The organism is Bacillus sp. UNCCL81 (assembly GCF_900112535.1).
Taxonomy (GTDB): Bacteria; Bacillota; Bacilli; order Bacillales; family Bacillaceae_G; genus Gottfriedia; species Gottfriedia luciferensis_B.
The window spans coordinates 197,051-213,288 of the sequence record NZ_FOMF01000006.1 but is presented as its reverse complement, the minus strand read 5'-3'; the positions used below and the strand labels follow the sequence as shown (position 1 = coordinate 213,288).

15 protein-coding genes and 1 tRNA gene are annotated in these 16,238 nt (G+C 33.8%); 2 read left to right on the top strand and 14 right to left on the bottom strand.

Annotated features, from left to right (window positions below; genetic code table 11):
* Positions 1 to 21: 21 nt before the first annotated feature.
* The 3 genes from BM319_RS14870 to rpoN all read right to left on the bottom strand — a co-directional run bounded on the left by BM319_RS14870 (position 22) and on the right by rpoN (position 2,797).
* On the bottom strand, positions 22 to 1,050 hold the full coding sequence (locus BM319_RS14870; protein WP_069034923.1) for a sugar-binding transcriptional regulator: 1,029 nt from the start codon (positions 1,048 to 1,050) through the stop codon (positions 22 to 24).
* Between the two features lie 192 nt (positions 1,051 to 1,242).
* Positions 1,243 to 1,476: a glutaredoxin family protein gene (locus tag BM319_RS14865; protein ID WP_049813566.1), complete on the bottom strand. Its 234-nt coding sequence runs from the start codon at positions 1,474 to 1,476 to the stop codon at positions 1,243 to 1,245.
* A 19-nt stretch (positions 1,477 to 1,495) separates the two neighbouring features.
* Positions 1,496 to 2,797 carry an RNA polymerase factor sigma-54 gene (rpoN, locus tag BM319_RS14860; protein ID WP_091023418.1) on the bottom strand — a complete coding sequence of 434 codons (1,302 nt, stop codon included), beginning with the start codon at positions 2,795 to 2,797 and terminating at the stop codon, positions 1,496 to 1,498.
* A 148-nt stretch (positions 2,798 to 2,945) separates the two neighbouring features.
* Between rpoN and BM319_RS14855 the strand changes: the two genes are divergently transcribed.
* Positions 2,946 to 5,666 carry a sigma-54-dependent transcriptional regulator gene (locus BM319_RS14855; protein ID WP_091023416.1) on the top strand — a complete coding sequence of 907 codons (2,721 nt, stop codon included), beginning with the start codon at positions 2,946 to 2,948 and terminating at the stop codon, positions 5,664 to 5,666.
* A gap of 587 nt (positions 5,667 to 6,253) precedes the next feature.
* Here the strand turns inward: BM319_RS14855 and chbG are convergent.
* The 11 genes from chbG to BM319_RS14805 form a co-directional block, all read right to left on the bottom strand.
* On the bottom strand, positions 6,254 to 6,979 hold the full coding sequence (gene chbG, locus BM319_RS14850) for a chitin disaccharide deacetylase (RefSeq protein ID WP_091023414.1): 726 nt from the start codon (positions 6,977 to 6,979) through the stop codon (positions 6,254 to 6,256).
* A gap of 78 nt (positions 6,980 to 7,057) precedes the next feature.
* On the bottom strand, positions 7,058 to 8,395 hold the full coding sequence (locus BM319_RS14845; protein ID WP_091023412.1) for a 6-phospho-beta-glucosidase: 1,338 nt from the start codon (positions 8,393 to 8,395) through the stop codon (positions 7,058 to 7,060).
* Between the two features lie 72 nt (positions 8,396 to 8,467).
* Positions 8,468 to 8,788: a PTS lactose/cellobiose transporter subunit IIA gene (locus BM319_RS14840; RefSeq protein ID WP_029715362.1), complete on the bottom strand. Its 321-nt coding sequence runs from the start codon at positions 8,786 to 8,788 to the stop codon at positions 8,468 to 8,470.
* 22 nt (positions 8,789 to 8,810) lie between these two features.
* Entirely contained in the window at positions 8,811 to 10,166 is a 1,356-nt protein-coding gene (locus BM319_RS14835; RefSeq protein ID WP_069034928.1) for a PTS sugar transporter subunit IIC, read from the bottom strand.
* A gap of 44 nt (positions 10,167 to 10,210) precedes the next feature.
* A complete protein-coding gene (locus BM319_RS14830) occupies positions 10,211 to 10,513 on the bottom strand; it encodes a PTS sugar transporter subunit IIB (protein WP_025569051.1) in 303 nt (100 codons plus the stop codon).
* 442 nt (positions 10,514 to 10,955) lie between these two features.
* Positions 10,956 to 11,276: a PTS lactose/cellobiose transporter subunit IIA gene (locus BM319_RS14825; protein ID WP_069034929.1), complete on the bottom strand. Its 321-nt coding sequence runs from the start codon at positions 11,274 to 11,276 to the stop codon at positions 10,956 to 10,958.
* A gap of 24 nt (positions 11,277 to 11,300) precedes the next feature.
* A complete protein-coding gene (locus BM319_RS14820) occupies positions 11,301 to 12,659 on the bottom strand; it encodes a PTS sugar transporter subunit IIC (RefSeq protein ID WP_025569049.1) in 1,359 nt (452 codons plus the stop codon).
* Between the two features lie 43 nt (positions 12,660 to 12,702).
* Positions 12,703 to 13,005, bottom strand: a complete 303-nt coding sequence (locus BM319_RS14815; RefSeq protein ID WP_025569048.1) for a PTS sugar transporter subunit IIB — start codon at positions 13,003 to 13,005, stop codon at positions 12,703 to 12,705.
* 333 nt (positions 13,006 to 13,338) lie between these two features.
* The gene (locus tag BM319_RS14810) at positions 13,339 to 13,632 is read right to left on the bottom strand and encodes a DUF6509 family protein (RefSeq protein ID WP_091023410.1); all 294 of its coding nucleotides are present in this window, start codon (positions 13,630 to 13,632) and stop codon (positions 13,339 to 13,341) included.
* 313 nt (positions 13,633 to 13,945) lie between these two features.
* A complete protein-coding gene (locus BM319_RS24760; protein ID WP_175403524.1) occupies positions 13,946 to 14,101 on the bottom strand; it encodes a hypothetical protein in 156 nt (51 codons plus the stop codon).
* A 206-nt stretch (positions 14,102 to 14,307) separates the two neighbouring features.
* A tRNA-Arg gene (locus tag BM319_RS14805) sits at positions 14,308 to 14,380 on the bottom strand.
* Between the two features lie 1,251 nt (positions 14,381 to 15,631).
* Between BM319_RS14805 and clpP the strand changes: the two genes are divergently transcribed.
* Positions 15,632 to 16,225 carry an ATP-dependent Clp endopeptidase proteolytic subunit ClpP gene (gene clpP, locus BM319_RS14800; RefSeq protein WP_025568718.1) on the top strand — a complete coding sequence of 198 codons (594 nt, stop codon included), beginning with the start codon at positions 15,632 to 15,634 and terminating at the stop codon, positions 16,223 to 16,225.
* Positions 16,226 to 16,238 lie beyond the last annotated feature (13 nt).

Genomic DNA, 16,238 nt, shown 5'->3' with positions numbered 1-16,238 from the left:
AGGTAGAAGCTTTTTTTTATTTTAAAGGGTACATCCTTTAATTAACTCTCTTGCTGCTCCTTCGTCTGTGACGAGGATGTTTACATGACCTTTCTTTAAGAAAGAAGCCATTGCTTTTGCTTTAGAAGATCCACCAGCTACTCCTAGAACATAAGGTATATTCTCCAATTCATTAAGTTGTAAACCGATTGTTCTTACTCTGTAAACAACTTCACCATTTTCATTAAAGTAATATCCAAATGCCTCTCCTACAGCTTCAGATTCAGTTAAGATTTCTAACTGTTCTGATGAAGATTGTCTTCGTTTAGCCATCGTAAATGCATCTCCAATGCCGTGTACGACAATAGAAGAAGATCGAATTAAATTTAGAACCTCTTTTACTCTTGGTTCTTCCATCATAGTTATATAGGCCTCTTCACTAAGTTCATCTGGCAAGTGAAGTAATCGATAATTACCTTTTGCCATTTCAGCCATTTTTGCACAAATCGTATTTGCTTGATTTCTTACTTCTTCACCTAAACCGCCTCGCGCTGGAACAAATAAGGTATTTAGATCCTTAGAATCATCATTCATCATTTCAGCTACGGCAGCTAAAGTGGAACCACCAGTAACAGCAACAATATTATTTGTTTCTATCCTTTGGTTTATACAGCCAACAGCCGCTCGACCCATCTCCTTTTTTACCCAGTCCAGCTCGTCACTATCGCCTGAAACAACGATTACTTCCTTAAGATTAAATGTTTCCTTGAGCAAGTCTTCGATATTTTTCAAACCGAATAGTTCACGCATTGGTTCTTCTAGGTCTAGAAGTAAGCTTAGTCCTTCATCCGTTAATGTCATTCCAGAAGATGCGACATTAATCAGTCTTTGCTCTTTTAATAAAGCAACTTCTGATCTAAGTACTCTTTCTGTCAATCCTACGCTAGCAGACAAATTCCTTCGACCGATCGGCTGCATAATTCGTATATATTGTAGGATTTGAAATCTTTTTTGGATAACGGGTATTAGATCAGGTAATAATTTTTGTTGTAGCTTTAAAATATGGTTCATTTTCATCTCCTCTTTCACAGAGTATTCACTTGGGTCTAAATGTGTCCCACTATGACATATTATGTCCCGCTTGTTTTAAAAAAATTACAGCGTTTTGCAACGTTGTTTTTTTGAACAAGACTTACTCCAGAAGTGAAATAACCCTGCTACATTTATATTGTAACAGGGTCATTCATTTCTTTCAACTGATAACTACCCATTTATGGCATTTAATATGTCAATCTTATGAATTTTTCCGTATGCAACAGTTTCCCCATTAATTTGAATAACAGGAATCATTAGTTGATACTCCTCTAATAATGCATCATCAGAATAAATATCAATTTCATTTACATCGATTTCATATTCAGATTGAACCAAGCGAATTGCATCTTTTGCTTCTTCGCATAATCCACAATTCTCTTTTGTAAATAAAGTTAACTTAATCGACATCCCATTCTCCTTTTTAACTAAAGCGCTTTCGTTTTGATGAACCAGGAATTCTCAGTATATCTCTATATTTAGCTACCGTTCTTCTTGAGATTTCTACTCCGTGTTTTTCAGCTAATAATTCTACTAGCTTTTGATCTGAAAATGGTTTTTCTTTGTTTTCTTCATCAACTAGTTGCTTGATGAATACCTGTACACTCGTTGATGCAAGCTCCTCACCATCTACACTTACACCTTGATGGAAGAATTTTTTCATTTCATATAAACCAAACGGTGTCTGTACATATTTGTTTTTACATGTACGGCTAATTGTCGATTCATGTAATGAAAGTTCTTCCGCTATCTCTTTTAAAGTAAGAGTTTTTAAATTTGCGGGACCTTTTTCAAAAAAAGCAATTTGCTTTCGAAGAATACAATTCATTACTGCTAACATTGTTGATTTTCGTTCTTCCAAGCTTTTCATTAACCAGTTAACTTGCGTATTTTTGTCCTTTAAATAAGTTGAAACTTCCTTCTCATGTTGACCATTTAAAATTGAAGAATATTCATTAAGTACTTTTAAACGAGGCATAATTTTATCATTAATCAGTACAACGAATTCCCCACCTATTTTTTCAACTGATAAATCAGGTGCTACATAATTTACTTGGTCTTGGAAATAATTTAAACCTGGTCTTGGCTGAAGGGTTAAAATTAAGTCAATTTGCTTTTGTAAATCGGGTAAGCTAATCTTAAGTTTCTTAGCTATTTCTTTCCAGTTTTTATTAACAAATAGATCAAAATAATCTTTAATGACCTGTTTTGCAATTGTTGTGTCAACTTCAAGGCCATTTAGTTGAATTAATAAGCACTCTTTAACGGATCTTGCTCCAACTCCTGAGGGTTCAAAACGTTGAAGTGTATCAATGCAGATTTGTAATTGATCGAATGAAATATTTAATTCGTGTATAAGCTCTTCATCTGATTCCATTAAAAATCCATTTTTATCTAAGTTATAAATTAAATATTTTATAATTTTATATTCCTCATTATCAATTTTCAACTCATTTAACTGACTAACAAGTTCTTCTTGTAATGTTTCTGTTCTTCGAGTATATAACTCCATTCCTTGTCCGCTGGAAGTAGTTTGTTGTTTGATTTTTGAAGAAGTGTAATCGTTATAAGGAGTTTCGACTTCAATTAAGGGATTTTCTAATGATTGCTCAAATAAAAAATCTGTAAGTTCTTGGGCATTAAATTGAAGCATTGTAATGGCTTGTCGTAGTTCCTGAGTCATTGCAAGTTTCAATGATTGTTTTTGCATTAAATTCATTTCCATACTACTTCACTCCCTTATTACTATTTTACTCGATATTTAACTTTTTCATAGTACTTGACGAATTGTTGTACTAATTTAAATATAGTGAAAACGTTTACTTTTTCCTGTATAGTAAAAGTATACAACTCTTTATGATGGGTGGGCCATTATGAACAGAAAAAATCAGATTTATGAAGTTTTTCTTCAAAGTAAGGAGCAAGGCTTTACTGCTAATGATATTGCTCAAAAGCTCGGTTTAGATAGAGCAAACGTTAGCAGTGATTTAAATAAATTAGTTAAAGAAGAATTATTAATTAAAACAAATTCTAGACCTGTCGTATTTAAGCTCCTATCTCATACTTTACAACAAACGAATCAATCTCAAATTAAGATCGCAAGTTCAGACTATAAATATGAATATTTTTATGAAGAAAATATTAGTTTAAGACCTGCCATCGAAAAAGCAAGATCAGCTATTCTCTATCCACCAAATGGTATGCATACATTAATACTCGGTGAGACTGGTGTTGGTAAATCTGCTTTTGCTAAAAGAATGCATGATTACGCAATCCGTTCAAATGTTTTAGAAAAGGATTCTCCATTCATTATTTTTAATTGCGCAGACTATGCAAATAATCCACAACTATTATTAGGCCAGCTTTTCGGTGTTAGAAAAGGTGCTTATACAGGTGCAACAGAACAAAAAGGTCTACTCGAGAAAGCAAATAACGGAATATTATTTTTAGATGAGGTTCATCGACTTACTCCTGAAGGTCAAGAAATGTTATTTACGTTCATTGATTATAAGTTGTATAGAAGACTAGGTGAGACAGAAAACGAGCGAACATCGAATGTATTAATCATTTCAGCAACAACAGAGGATCCCGAGTCCACTTTATTATCTACATTTACGCGCCGGATCCCTATGGTCATTACCTTGCCAGCTCTTCGTGATCGTACATATGAAGAGAGACTGACACTGATTAAACGTTTTTTCACGGAAGAAAGTGTTCGGCTAGGAAAAGAGATCGTTGTAAGTGCAAATACTATTCGCTCATTTCTATTTTATCCGTGTCAAAACAATATCGGACAACTTAAAGCCGACATTCAATTAGCTTGTGCAAAGGCTTACGCAGATTTTATTACTCATAAACATGACAAAATACGAATTTACAGCACTGATTTGAACTGGTATGTGAAGGAAGGCTTATTCATTGAAAAAAAAGTGAAGCATGCGGTTACACTTTTAAACGAGCATTTTGAATTTTCACCAACAAAAGGTATAACCAGTAACCACCAATTGGATCATTCTGCAGATACAATTTATGACCGAATTGATACGAAGTATGAAGAACTGAAACAACGTGGCGTAGCTCAGGACGAGTTATCCTTACTAATGGAAAACGATATTGAAAGCTATTTTACGCATTATTTAACTTCTATTAATCGCAAACTATCTAGTAAAGAAAATGTCTCAAAAATAATCAAGCCTGAAATCGTTACATTAAGTGAAAAGGTACTAAAACTAGCAGAAGAAAAATTAAACAAGAGATTTAATGAAAAAATACTCGTTGCACTTAGCCTACACATTCAAACCTTATTACAACGTATACAGTCAAACAAGAAAATTTATCATCCAAATATAACGCAAATCCGAGAGCAATATAAGAATGAGTTTTCCGTTTCAATTGAATGTGTAAAAATGATTGAAGATTTCTCAAATGTTTCAATCCCATTTGATGAAGTAGCATTTATAACGATGTTTTTTGTATATGGAAACGAAGATTTTAAAGTGACTAGCTCCAATGTAAAAGTAATTGTATTAGCTCATGGTAACGGTATTGCTAAAGAAATGGCGAATGTAACAAATGAACTGTTAGAAAACGAGGAAGTTATTGGAATCGATATGCCATTAAGTGAACCACCACAAGATTTTTTAATTCGAGTAAAAGATTATATTAAATCTTTAGGTAAATTAAATGGAATTCTACTTTGTATTGATATGGGATCACTATCTTATATCGGCGACATAATTGAAGCTGAATTTTCAATTCCTGTACGCGTGATTCAAATGGTAAGTACTGCACATGTAATCGAAGCTTCTAGAAAAGCAACACTAGGTTATAATTTAGACGAGCTTTATCAGGATGTAAGAAACTTAACTACTTTCTTCATCAATTCTCATTCAAATAAAACGAAACAACCTGAATTTAATCGTTCTGTCATTTTAACAGCATGTCTGACTGGTCAGGGAAGTGCAATAGCCATTAAAAATATACTAGCGAATAACTTGGTCTATGATAAAGAGATGCTAGAAATCGTGCCAATTAGCCTTTTAAATAAAGACGAATTACAAAAAATGTTAAATGATATATCTAAAGAACGAAGTATCGTTTGTATTGTTTCAAATTTTGATATAAATGTTCCATTTAATACGTTTCATTTACAGGATGTATTAAATATGAAAGCAACAAAGACAATACAAGAATTGATAACTTATGAAGAAACGTATTTAAAAATGGCTGAAACACTACAAGAGACTATTTCTTTAAAGGATGCTAAAAAAGTAATTAGTGTGATTAGACGTGCCTTAAATGATATACAAGTCCAAACAGACAAATTTTTCAAAAATGAGGATCTAATGGGAATTGTTATTCATATGAGTTGCATGATTGATCGGATTCAAAACTCACAGCCTCTAATCCCATTTAAAGATAAAGAAGATAAAATAAATAGTGACTATATGCTATATTTAAAAATTAAAAAAATAATGCAACAAATTGAGGATGCTTGTGACATTATCATACCTGATGATGAAATATGTTATTTAATGGAATTTTATTCTAGAAACGATATAAGTAGGTTAGATGAAGACTTTTATATAAAATAAGTAAAAAGCCAGTTACTTCGATGAAGGAACTGGCTTTACTCTGTTGAAAAACATCCCTGTCAATTAAATTACCAAATTTTCGTAAAAGGAGTAGAGTGATGTTGATTTCCACTACAGGATGCTCGCTTTCCATGGGGAGAGATTCTTTAGCCTCCTCGGCAAGCCTGCGGGGTCTTTAGCCTTCCCGCTAATCCCATAGGAGTCGAGCACCCCTCCGCTCCAATCAACTTATTCATCGAAAAAAGTCTCCAATAAAATCATAATCAAATAGCTTTTACTTAGAATAATCTAACTGTTGTGTATTAATCAGTTTGTAGGTCAACTAATATCGAACTTTAATTAAACTAATCAACTGAATTTGTTTTTCTAAAAATTAGCTCATAATATTTTTAATCACTGAAAAAATCATTACTAGTGATTATTGAAATCGTGAAATTGCTCAATATTAACATTTATAACCATTAATAAATCATCCAAAAAATGATCATTTCATCATAAATAAGTTCAATTTAATGTCTGTTTCCCTATTGACCATTTTATATTTCAATACTCTAATGCCAGTTACTTCGATGAAAGGAACTGGCTTTTTATTCTATATAATACTTTACTAGCTCTACTCCCTCAGGAAGTTTTGAGTTCGTTAAAATGTCTAGTTCTGTTAATCTCTCAAAGCAATAGGATGTACCATTTTTTAAATGATTATCGACTAATGCTGGATGTACCATAACCTCTACTGACTCAACATTTTTATTTATTCTGTCTTCTATTGTCTCAAAATAGTTTAATGGAATATCACTACCATAAAAATCAGTTAATAATTGATCCGTGAAAGGTGTGATTCCGTCTATTTGACTCTTTGGAGAAATACGGACTGGAAGATCATACTTTTGAGATAATTTTGCAATTACTGGATGTAGAATTGGAATCATGTGTACATGGTGATGACTATCTAGATGTGAAGGATTCAATCCATAAGAAAGAAACTTTTGAATTTGAGCATCCCATTCCTTTTCAACTTCTTCAACATTAATAACGGGATTGTCATACCAGTAACTATTTTTAAGGAAATCCCCATTTTGATCTACAATTGTTTGTAGATCTGTTAATAAAGGTTTGCCCGCAGTTAATACAAGATGTACACCTAATCCTAATGTAGGATGTAATTTTGCTAATTCAATTCCATGCTCTACCGCATACATATTCATCATCATAGTCGCGGAGTTCACTATTCCATTCAAATGTGCTTCAATAATGCCATAATTTACACCTTTTGAGTACCCGAAATCATCTGCATTTACAATTAGCTTCTTCATCATTCATTCTCCTTTTTCTTTTAGGATGATAAAAAGGGATGCACTCTTTCAATCGAGCTACATCCCTCTTTTTAATCGTTAATTCGCTGCTACTTTTTCGTTTTTAAAGAATTGAGGTAAATGCTCTTTGTGAGCCTCTAACATTTCATCTAGAATTTGTTTTGCTAAATTATCAGATCCAACTAGAGGGTTAATACACATAGCAAGTAATGCTGTTTTATAATCCCCTGTTACTCCAGCTTCCGCAGCAACACGTTCGAATGATTTAATTTGTTGAACTAAACCGCGTACTGCAACCGGTAAGTCACCCATCGTAAGCGGTTTTGGACCATCTTTTGTAATAACAGCACTTACTTCAACAGCACAATCATCTGGAATTGATGCAATTGCACCATTATTCATTGTGTTAACAGGTTGGATATCACCTTTATTGTTATATAAAGATGAAATTAATCGACATGCAGCATCACTATAATAAGCTCCGCCACGTTTTTCTAATTGTGGTGGCTTAATATTTAAATTAGGATCTTTATATAATTCGAATAATGATTCTTCTAATTTTTTCACAACCTCAGCACGCGTTCCATCTTTTTTCGCTGCTTCCAGTTCTTCCTCTAACATTACTTTCGTTTGATAGTAGTAACGATGATACGGACATGGAATCGCTCCAAGTGCTTCAATAAAATCAGGATTCCAATCCATTGCCTTAATATTTTGCATCGTCATACTTTCAGCAGGGCGTGCAAACTCACTTACAACACGACTTGTTACATCTTCACCATCTAATAATACTTTCGTTCCGTAAACCATATGATTTAATCCCATAAAATCAATGTGCACACGCTCAGCTTCTACCCCTAGACCTTTTGCAATGTTCATGTGAATATGAATTGGTACATTACATAAACCTACTACTTTACGGAAATCTGTGTATCTTAAAATCGCTTCTGTTAAAATACCTGTAGGATTCGTAAAGTTTACTAGCCAAGCATTTGGACAAAGCTCTTCAATATCCTTAACGATATCTAAAATAACCGGAATTGTACGAAGTGCTTTAAATAGACCACCTGGACCATTAGTTTCTTGTCCAATTACCCCATATTTTAAAGGAATACGCTCATCCTTCATACGAGCTTCAAGTAAACCTACACGAAATTGTGTTGTGACAAAATCAGCATCTTTAAGAGCAGCACGTCGATCAAGTGTTAAATGAATTTCCATCGGTACTCCTGCTTTTTCTACCATTCTTTTCGCAAGGTTTCCAACGATTTCAAGTTTTTCTCTACCTTCTTCAATGTCCACTAACCATAACTCTCTTACAGGTAGTTCATCATAACGTTTAATAAATCCTTCAACTAATTCTGGAGTATAACTTGAACCGCCACCAATTGTTGCTATTTTAATACCGTTTCTCATTTTCTTCACTCCTTCTATATGATAGGAGAAAAGTAGCCCGATGATACTAGGAAACTACTTTTCTATTTTCTCTTATTTATTTAATTTCTCATGTAGGAAAATTATTTCTGTTACTAAATCTCTCATCGTTAATGCATTCATTAAATGATCTTGAGCATGAATTAATAAAATACTTAATTCAACATTCTCTCCACGTGCTTCACCTTGAATTAATGAAGTTTGTGCCTGATGCGCAAGATTTAATTCTTTCTTTGCTTCTTCAATCTTACTATTTGCTTCTTCTAAATTACCTGCTCGAGCAGCCTGCATACCTTCCATTAATGAGCTTTTTGCGTTTCCTGCGTGTAAGATTAATTGGAATGCTGTTTGCTCAATTGTCGTTAATGTACTCATTTCGTATCCTCCTCAAACTGCATTACATAGCAGCACTTTGATTATTTGCTGCTTCTCTAGTTTTTTTAGATTCCATTCGTCTTTGTAGTGCAACGAAAGGTAAATAGATGACAACCGAGATAACTAGGTTAAATGCTGCTAAGGCTGCACCTGTCCAATGTCCCCCTGTAATCAGCCATCCACCTAAAATTGGTGGAGTTACCCATGGAATATTCGTAGTTACTGGGTGAACCATACCTAAAGAAATTGCTAAATATGAAATAACTGTTAAGATAATTGGTGTGCCAATGAATGGAATTAACCACATTGGATTTAACACAATCGGTAATCCGAAAAGAACTGGTTCATTAATTTGGAATAAACCTGGTGCTCCACCTAATCCAATCATTTGTTTATTACGTTTTCGATTTATTAAGATCATTGAAATGATTAACCCTAAAGTAGCACCTGATCCACCTAAGAATACAAATGCATCAAAGAACTGACCAGCCATTACATTATATTCACTCCACTTTGTAACACCTTTTGCTGCTAAATCAATATTTTCATTTCCTAAAGCTGTAAATAATGGTGTCGTAATTCCACCTAGTATATTCGGTCCATGTAAGCCAAGCATCCAGAAGAAATGAATAAAGAATGCGATACCGATTGCAAACGGTAAAGAGTCTGCAGCATTTGTTAATGGCTTAACAAGAACTGAGCTTAACCAATCATTAAAATAGACTCCATCTGATAAATATAGTCTAAATAGTAATCCAACAATCGCAATCACAAAGATTGTTAGCATACCTGGTAATAGCTTTGCAAATGCTTTTGAAACTGCTGGTGGTACACCATCTGGCAATTTAATAACTAATTGTTTTACTCTTGATAAGCGAACAAAAATTTCTGTTGCGATAATGGCAACGATTATTCCGGTAAAAAGTGCAGTTGAATTAGTATAAGTAGAGTTCACTAATCCCCAAACACTACCAGTAGCTGTTTTTCCATTTTCTAATGTAACTGTTACTGCATTTAATGATTGAGGCACTAGTACAAAATATGATGCTAATGCGACAAGCATTGCTTCAAATCCCTCATCACCATAAGAACGAGCCAATTTATAAGCAATCCCTACAACTGCAAAAACAGTCATAAATGCGAATGTTCCCCACCAGATGTCTCCACCTAATGTCTTCCAGTTTACTCCAAAAAGAGCTTCCATCATTTTGTCGTAACCTTTGATTGCTCCACCTAAATTATTAAATAATACTGCAAAAGAACCGACCATTGTAATGGCAATCATCCCGATTAACGCATCGCGTATTGCTAATAAATGACGTTGGTTACCGAACTTTGCTGCAGCTGGCATTATATATCTATCTACAAAATTCATCATTGTTTAGGACTCCTTTTTGTTTAAAATGTATGCAACGATCATGACTATTTTTTTAAACTAAGTGCTAATTCTAAAACCGCTTCACCATTCATAAGTCCATAATGCACTGGATTGATTACATCAACTGGTATCCCTTTTGGCTCGGCAACTTTTTTCATTTCAGAAGCTAAATAACGTACTTGTGGTCCTAATAAAAGAACGTCGGCTTTATCTAAATTTTCTTTTGCAGCATCACCTGAAACTGCCCAAATCTTTACGTCAATTCCTTTTGCTTTTGCTGCTTCCTCCATTTTAGTTACTAGTAAACTAGTAGACATTCCTGCTGAACAAGCTAATAAAATATTCATTGTGATTCCTCCAGTATTAGAATTAGTGTAGCGCTTACAGGTTTGTTTGAAGTAAGAAACAAATCCTTGAAGTAACTACAAATTAATTTATTTTGTACACTTTTTATATAGCAAATGGCGTGCCAACTTTTTCTGGTATATTGAAAAATATATAATTTACTCATTGAAACCTTGTCCTATAAGGAATCATCTTCATGAAATCTTTTTTCTTTACTTTAAAAGGAAAGTAACTTAAAACGTCTAGTGTGTTAAATATAGTTCCTCAATCTTCTTAAATTGTTTTAGTGTGTTATTATCCTGTTAGTGTGTCGTGATTTATATAAACTATATTGTAGTGTTTTAAAACACTTTTACGATCCTTACTTAAATTATACATTTTGTTCTATGTAATCTATCAAAAAAGTGATGTAGAATTAGTCTACACCACTTTTTTGATCAATTATTAAAGTGAAATTTTTTCATGTAAGTAAATAATTTCCTCTACTAAATCTCTTGTTGTAAGAGTGTTCATTAAATGATCCTGTGCATGTACTAAAAGAATATTAATTTTGTATTGTTGCCCACCCGCTTCACTTTGAATAAGTGAAGTTTGTGAATGATGAGCTCGCTTAAGTTCCGCATTCGCTTCGTTTACTTTACTACGGGCTTCCTCGAACTTACCATCACGAGCTTTATACATTGCTTCCATTAATAAACTCTTAGCATTACCGGAATGTAATATAAGTTGAAATGCAATTTGTTCATTATTTGTGTCGGTAGGCATTTTCACTCTTCTCCTTCACATTCTTTATACATTTAATGAATTACTACTTGTTGTTGTTTCTGTCGACTTTCTAGCTTCCATTCTTTCTGCTACTACAACGAACGGTAAGTAAATAACGATTGAAATTACTACGTTAACAAGCGATAAAACTGCACCGCTCCAGTGACCACCAGTTGCTAAATAGCCACCTATAACTGGTGGAGTTACCCAAGGGATTGTAGAAACAACCGGGAAAACAATATGTGATTGAACAGCTAAATAAGAAATAATGGTTAAAACAATTGGAGTACAGATAAACGGTATTAACCATACTGGGTTTAACACGATTGGTAAACCGAAAATAATTGGTTCATTAATATTAAATAATCCTGGAGGTGTTCCTAAAGCAATCATCTGTTTATGACGTTTACGGTTAACTAAGAACATTGCAATAAGTAAACCGATTGTAGTACCTGATCCACCCATATATACAAATGCGTCTAAGAATGGACCTGCTAAGACAGAATACTTATCTAAATCAGTCACACCTTTTGCATATAAATCGATGTTATGGTTTCCTAGAGTTGTTAATAAAGGAGTTGTAATCCCTCCTAAAATATTTGGACCATGTAATCCAAGCGCCCAGAAAAAATGTACAAAAAATGCAATTGCAACTGCAAATCCTAATGAATCTGCTGCATCAGTTAATGGTTTTACAAGAACTGAATTTAACCAATCATTAAAGAATACGCCATTCGAAATGTATAATCTGAACAATAAACCAATTAATGCAACGATAAAGATTGTTAACATACCTGGTAATAACTTTGCAAATGCTTTCGATACTGCTGGTGGAACGCCATCTGGTAATTTAATAACTAATTGTTTCACTCTAGCTAATCGTACAAAAATTTCAGTCGCAATAATCGCAACGATAATTCCTGTAAATAAAGCCGTTGAGTTTAATGAATTCCAACTAATAAATCCCCAAGTTCCACCTGTAGCTGTCTTACCACCATTTAATGTAACTGATACCGCAGCTAATGATTGTGGAACTAGTACGAAGTAACACGCTAATGCAACCAGCATTGCTTCAAAACCTTCATCACCATAAGAACGAGCTAATCTATGCGCGATCCCTACTACAGCAAATACTGTCATAAATGCAAATGTTCCCCACCAAATATCACTGCCTAGTGTTTTCCAGTTTGCACCAAAGACTGTTACCATCATTTTGTCGTAGCCGTGGATTGCGCCACCTAAATTATTAATAAGTACAGCAAAAGCTCCAATCATCGTAATGGCAATCATGCCAATTAACGCATCACGAATCGCTAACAAATGACGTTGATTACCAAACTTCGCTGCAGCAGGCATTATATACTTTTCAGCAAAACGCATCATTCAAATACACCTTCTTTTCTCTCTAGATTTTTAATTCCCCGTTTTACTTTTTCAAATTTAAAGCCATTTCCAGTACAGCTTCACCATTCATCAATCCATAGTGCACTGGATTAATTGTATCTACTGGTATCCCTTTAGGTTCAGCTAATTTTTTCATTTCTGAGACTAAATAACGAACCTGTGGACCAAGTAGTAATACATCCGCTTTAGCTAAATTTTCTTTCGCCTCATCACCAGCAACAGCCCATATTGTTGCTTGAATACCTTTCGCCTTAGCTGCTTGTTCCATTTTTGTAACTAGTAGACTAGTCGACATTCCCGCAGAACATACCAATAAGATCTTCATCCTACACCTCCTCAATTATTCTTGTCGATGAAACGCTTACATTTTTACAAATAATGACAAAAGAATTACGCGTTACAAGGACAAGTTGTGTAATCAATTTAAATATTGCAAATTCCGTGCCAATATTCCGAAAAATCTATCTATTTAAAAATACAACAAAAAAACCCTGATAAATCAAGGTTTTCAAAACGTAACATTTATTTAAAATATTAGTGTTTTATAAGTGTGTAGGCACAATTGATACTGTGTTTGCAATTACACAATAGTGTGTTAAGAAATTCCCAAAATAGGATATCTCCTAGCCGAAGTGTGTCATTCGACAACACATTAAGATTATTCTTCAACTGTTAAATGAGTTTTACAAAATTCAAATACTTCTTTTTCCTCATCTTCTTCCAAATCAAAATCTAAATACTGATTTGACTCAGCTTCATATAAGTCATATTTAATTAATTTCGACTCCTCACCATTTACTCCAAAAAGTACTTTTATATATATACCTTTTTCATTAAATAATTCATCATCCTCTGGTACATTGATATAAAGAATAAACTCATATCGATCACCTTCAATGATACCAAATGGATCTTTTATTTCTTCTACAGTGTATTCTGCAATCGTTAACACAAAAACATTCCCTTCAATTTTAATATGTACTATTATACACAAAGGAATGGACAAAAAGAAAGACGCCTGCCGCAGCAGACGTCTTGATGCGTTTGAGGCGAGAGACCGGGCGGCCACATCCGCGCGTTTAGCTTGCGCATATCTCTCGTCTTACTCAAATTAGCTCATCGCAAAGAGTAATATATCATATATTTAGGAAAAAGGATAGAGGAAATAAATAGAAGCAGGAAAAAGAACCGAATAATTTTTATAAATACAAAGTCACTCAGCTCTTTTTTTAGTAAATTTAAGATGATAATAAACATTCTCTAATTTAAATACAGAATTTAATGATTTTTAGGTCGATGCAGTATTTTTTCTTTTTAGAAGTTGAATACAGTTTATAAGTTTCTTTAAATTTTAATTCTCTTTCTATTTCATCTTTATTGATTTGTGCCATTTCTTCAAGAAACCAAGAATTCATATCCATTTGAATAACCTCCCTTTATATACTTTTAATATATGACTTAAAGTACCGGGAACCCATTCTTCATTGGATGGAGTTTTAATACATCTTTAGTTGTAAGGTAAAGGTAGGATTTAAGGCTGAGATTCAGGGTTTAAAGGAGGAAAAATAAAAACCGAACGATAATATCTGATAATTAACAGATTTTATCGCTCGGTTTATTCTTTTAGCGCGCTCGACAGGATTCGAACCTGCGACACACGGTACCGGAAACCGATGCTCTATCCACTGAGCTACGAACGCATTATATAATATCTAATTAAAATAAGTATAGTGTATCTGTCGCCCCAATCTCAGCAGGTAGTTGCAAGGAGCAGCTCGATTGGTGCGCTGCAGTTTCGCTTTGTAGCTTATTCGGACGTGCTCTATCCACTGAGCTACGAACGCATTATATAATATCTAATTAAAATAAGTATAGTGTATCTGTCGCCCCAATCTCAGTAAGTTTATGCAAGGAGTGGCTCGATTGGTGCGCTGATGTTTTGCTATGTAGCTTATTCGGACGTGCTCTATCCAACTGAGCTACGAACGCATTTTAATATATGGTTAAAATAAGTATTTCGTATTGTCGCCCCAATCTCAGTAAGTTTATGCAAGTAGCGGCTCGATTGGTGCGCTGATGTTTCGCTTTGTAGCTTATTCGTAAGTTTATAAGAAAATCTTATGTTTTATTATATCGTTAGAATGTTCTGACCGCAATAATTTAGGTTTCTTTTTGAGTAGGAAAAAGAAGAAGATACACTTTGGAATGGTTTGTGTGCATTTTCTTTTATAAATTTAGTTTTGATGGCTTGTAAAAGCGTTAAAAACTCATCGTCTTCTATATACAGGCGACGCGATGAATTTATATTTAATATACCAACAAAAATATAGAAATTGTTTATTAAGAAGTTAAAAATATTTAGAGCAAATTTTAGATAAATAATTTCAAATGATTAGTTTATAAGTTCATGGTCGATCTTAATTGAAATACAAACTGATTAATAAACTGTTATTTTACGCTAAGTAAAGGATATTAAATTAGCCTTTTATCGTAAGCTTTTTTAATAAGCAACTTGATTGGAACGGAGGGGTGCTCGACTCCTATGGGATATGCGGGAAGCCTGAGACCCCACAGGAACGAACGTGACGAGGAGGCTCAGGTCTCGCCCCATGGAAAGCGAGCACACTGTAGTGGAAATCAACATCACTAAACTCCCTTTACGAAAATTTGGTAGTTTAACAAGGCTCTATATTTCAAACAAGAATATGCTCCAATCATTTTGTTACTAGTTTTTTAACTTATCAAAAGAAAAACTACATAAAGTTACGTTTAATAATAGGAAAAGTCGTTAATGATGTTGAAGTATTAGATAAATAAATATGTTATAAAAGGTCAAGAATTTTAAGTTTGAATAATACATTAAATATAGCATCTGTTTTATTTGACCTTTTCTGACCTTAAAGGTATTATTGTATTAATCATTAATTTGTTTTAAACAAGGAGGAGAAAAAATGAATTTAATTCCTACAGTTATTGAACAAACAAGTCGTGGTGAGCGTGCGTATGATATATACTCTCGTCTATTAAAAGACCGCATCATCATGTTAGGTAGCGCAATCGATGATAACGTAGCTAACTCAATTGTTTCACAACTTTTATTTTTAGCAGCAGAAGATCCAGATAAGGATATTTCATTATACATAAATAGTCCAGGAGGAAGTATTACTGCTGGTATGGCTATCTATGATACGATGAACTTTATTAAGCCTCAAGTATCTACAATTTGTATTGGTATGGCGGCTTCAATGGGTGCGTTCTTATTATCTGCTGGGGAAAAAGGAAAGAGATATGCTCTTCCAAATGCAGAAGTTATGATTCACCAACCATTAGGTGGTGCTCAAGGTCAAGCTACTGAAATCGAAATTGCAGCTAAGCGAATCTTGTTCTTACGTGATAAATTAAACAAAATTCTTGCAGATCGTACTGGTCAACCATTAGATACAATCGAGCGTGATACAGAGCGCGATAACTTTATGACTGCAGACCGTGCATTAGAATACGGATTAATTGATAAAGTAATTTCTAATACTGCAGCTATTAAATAGTAAGAATAAACTA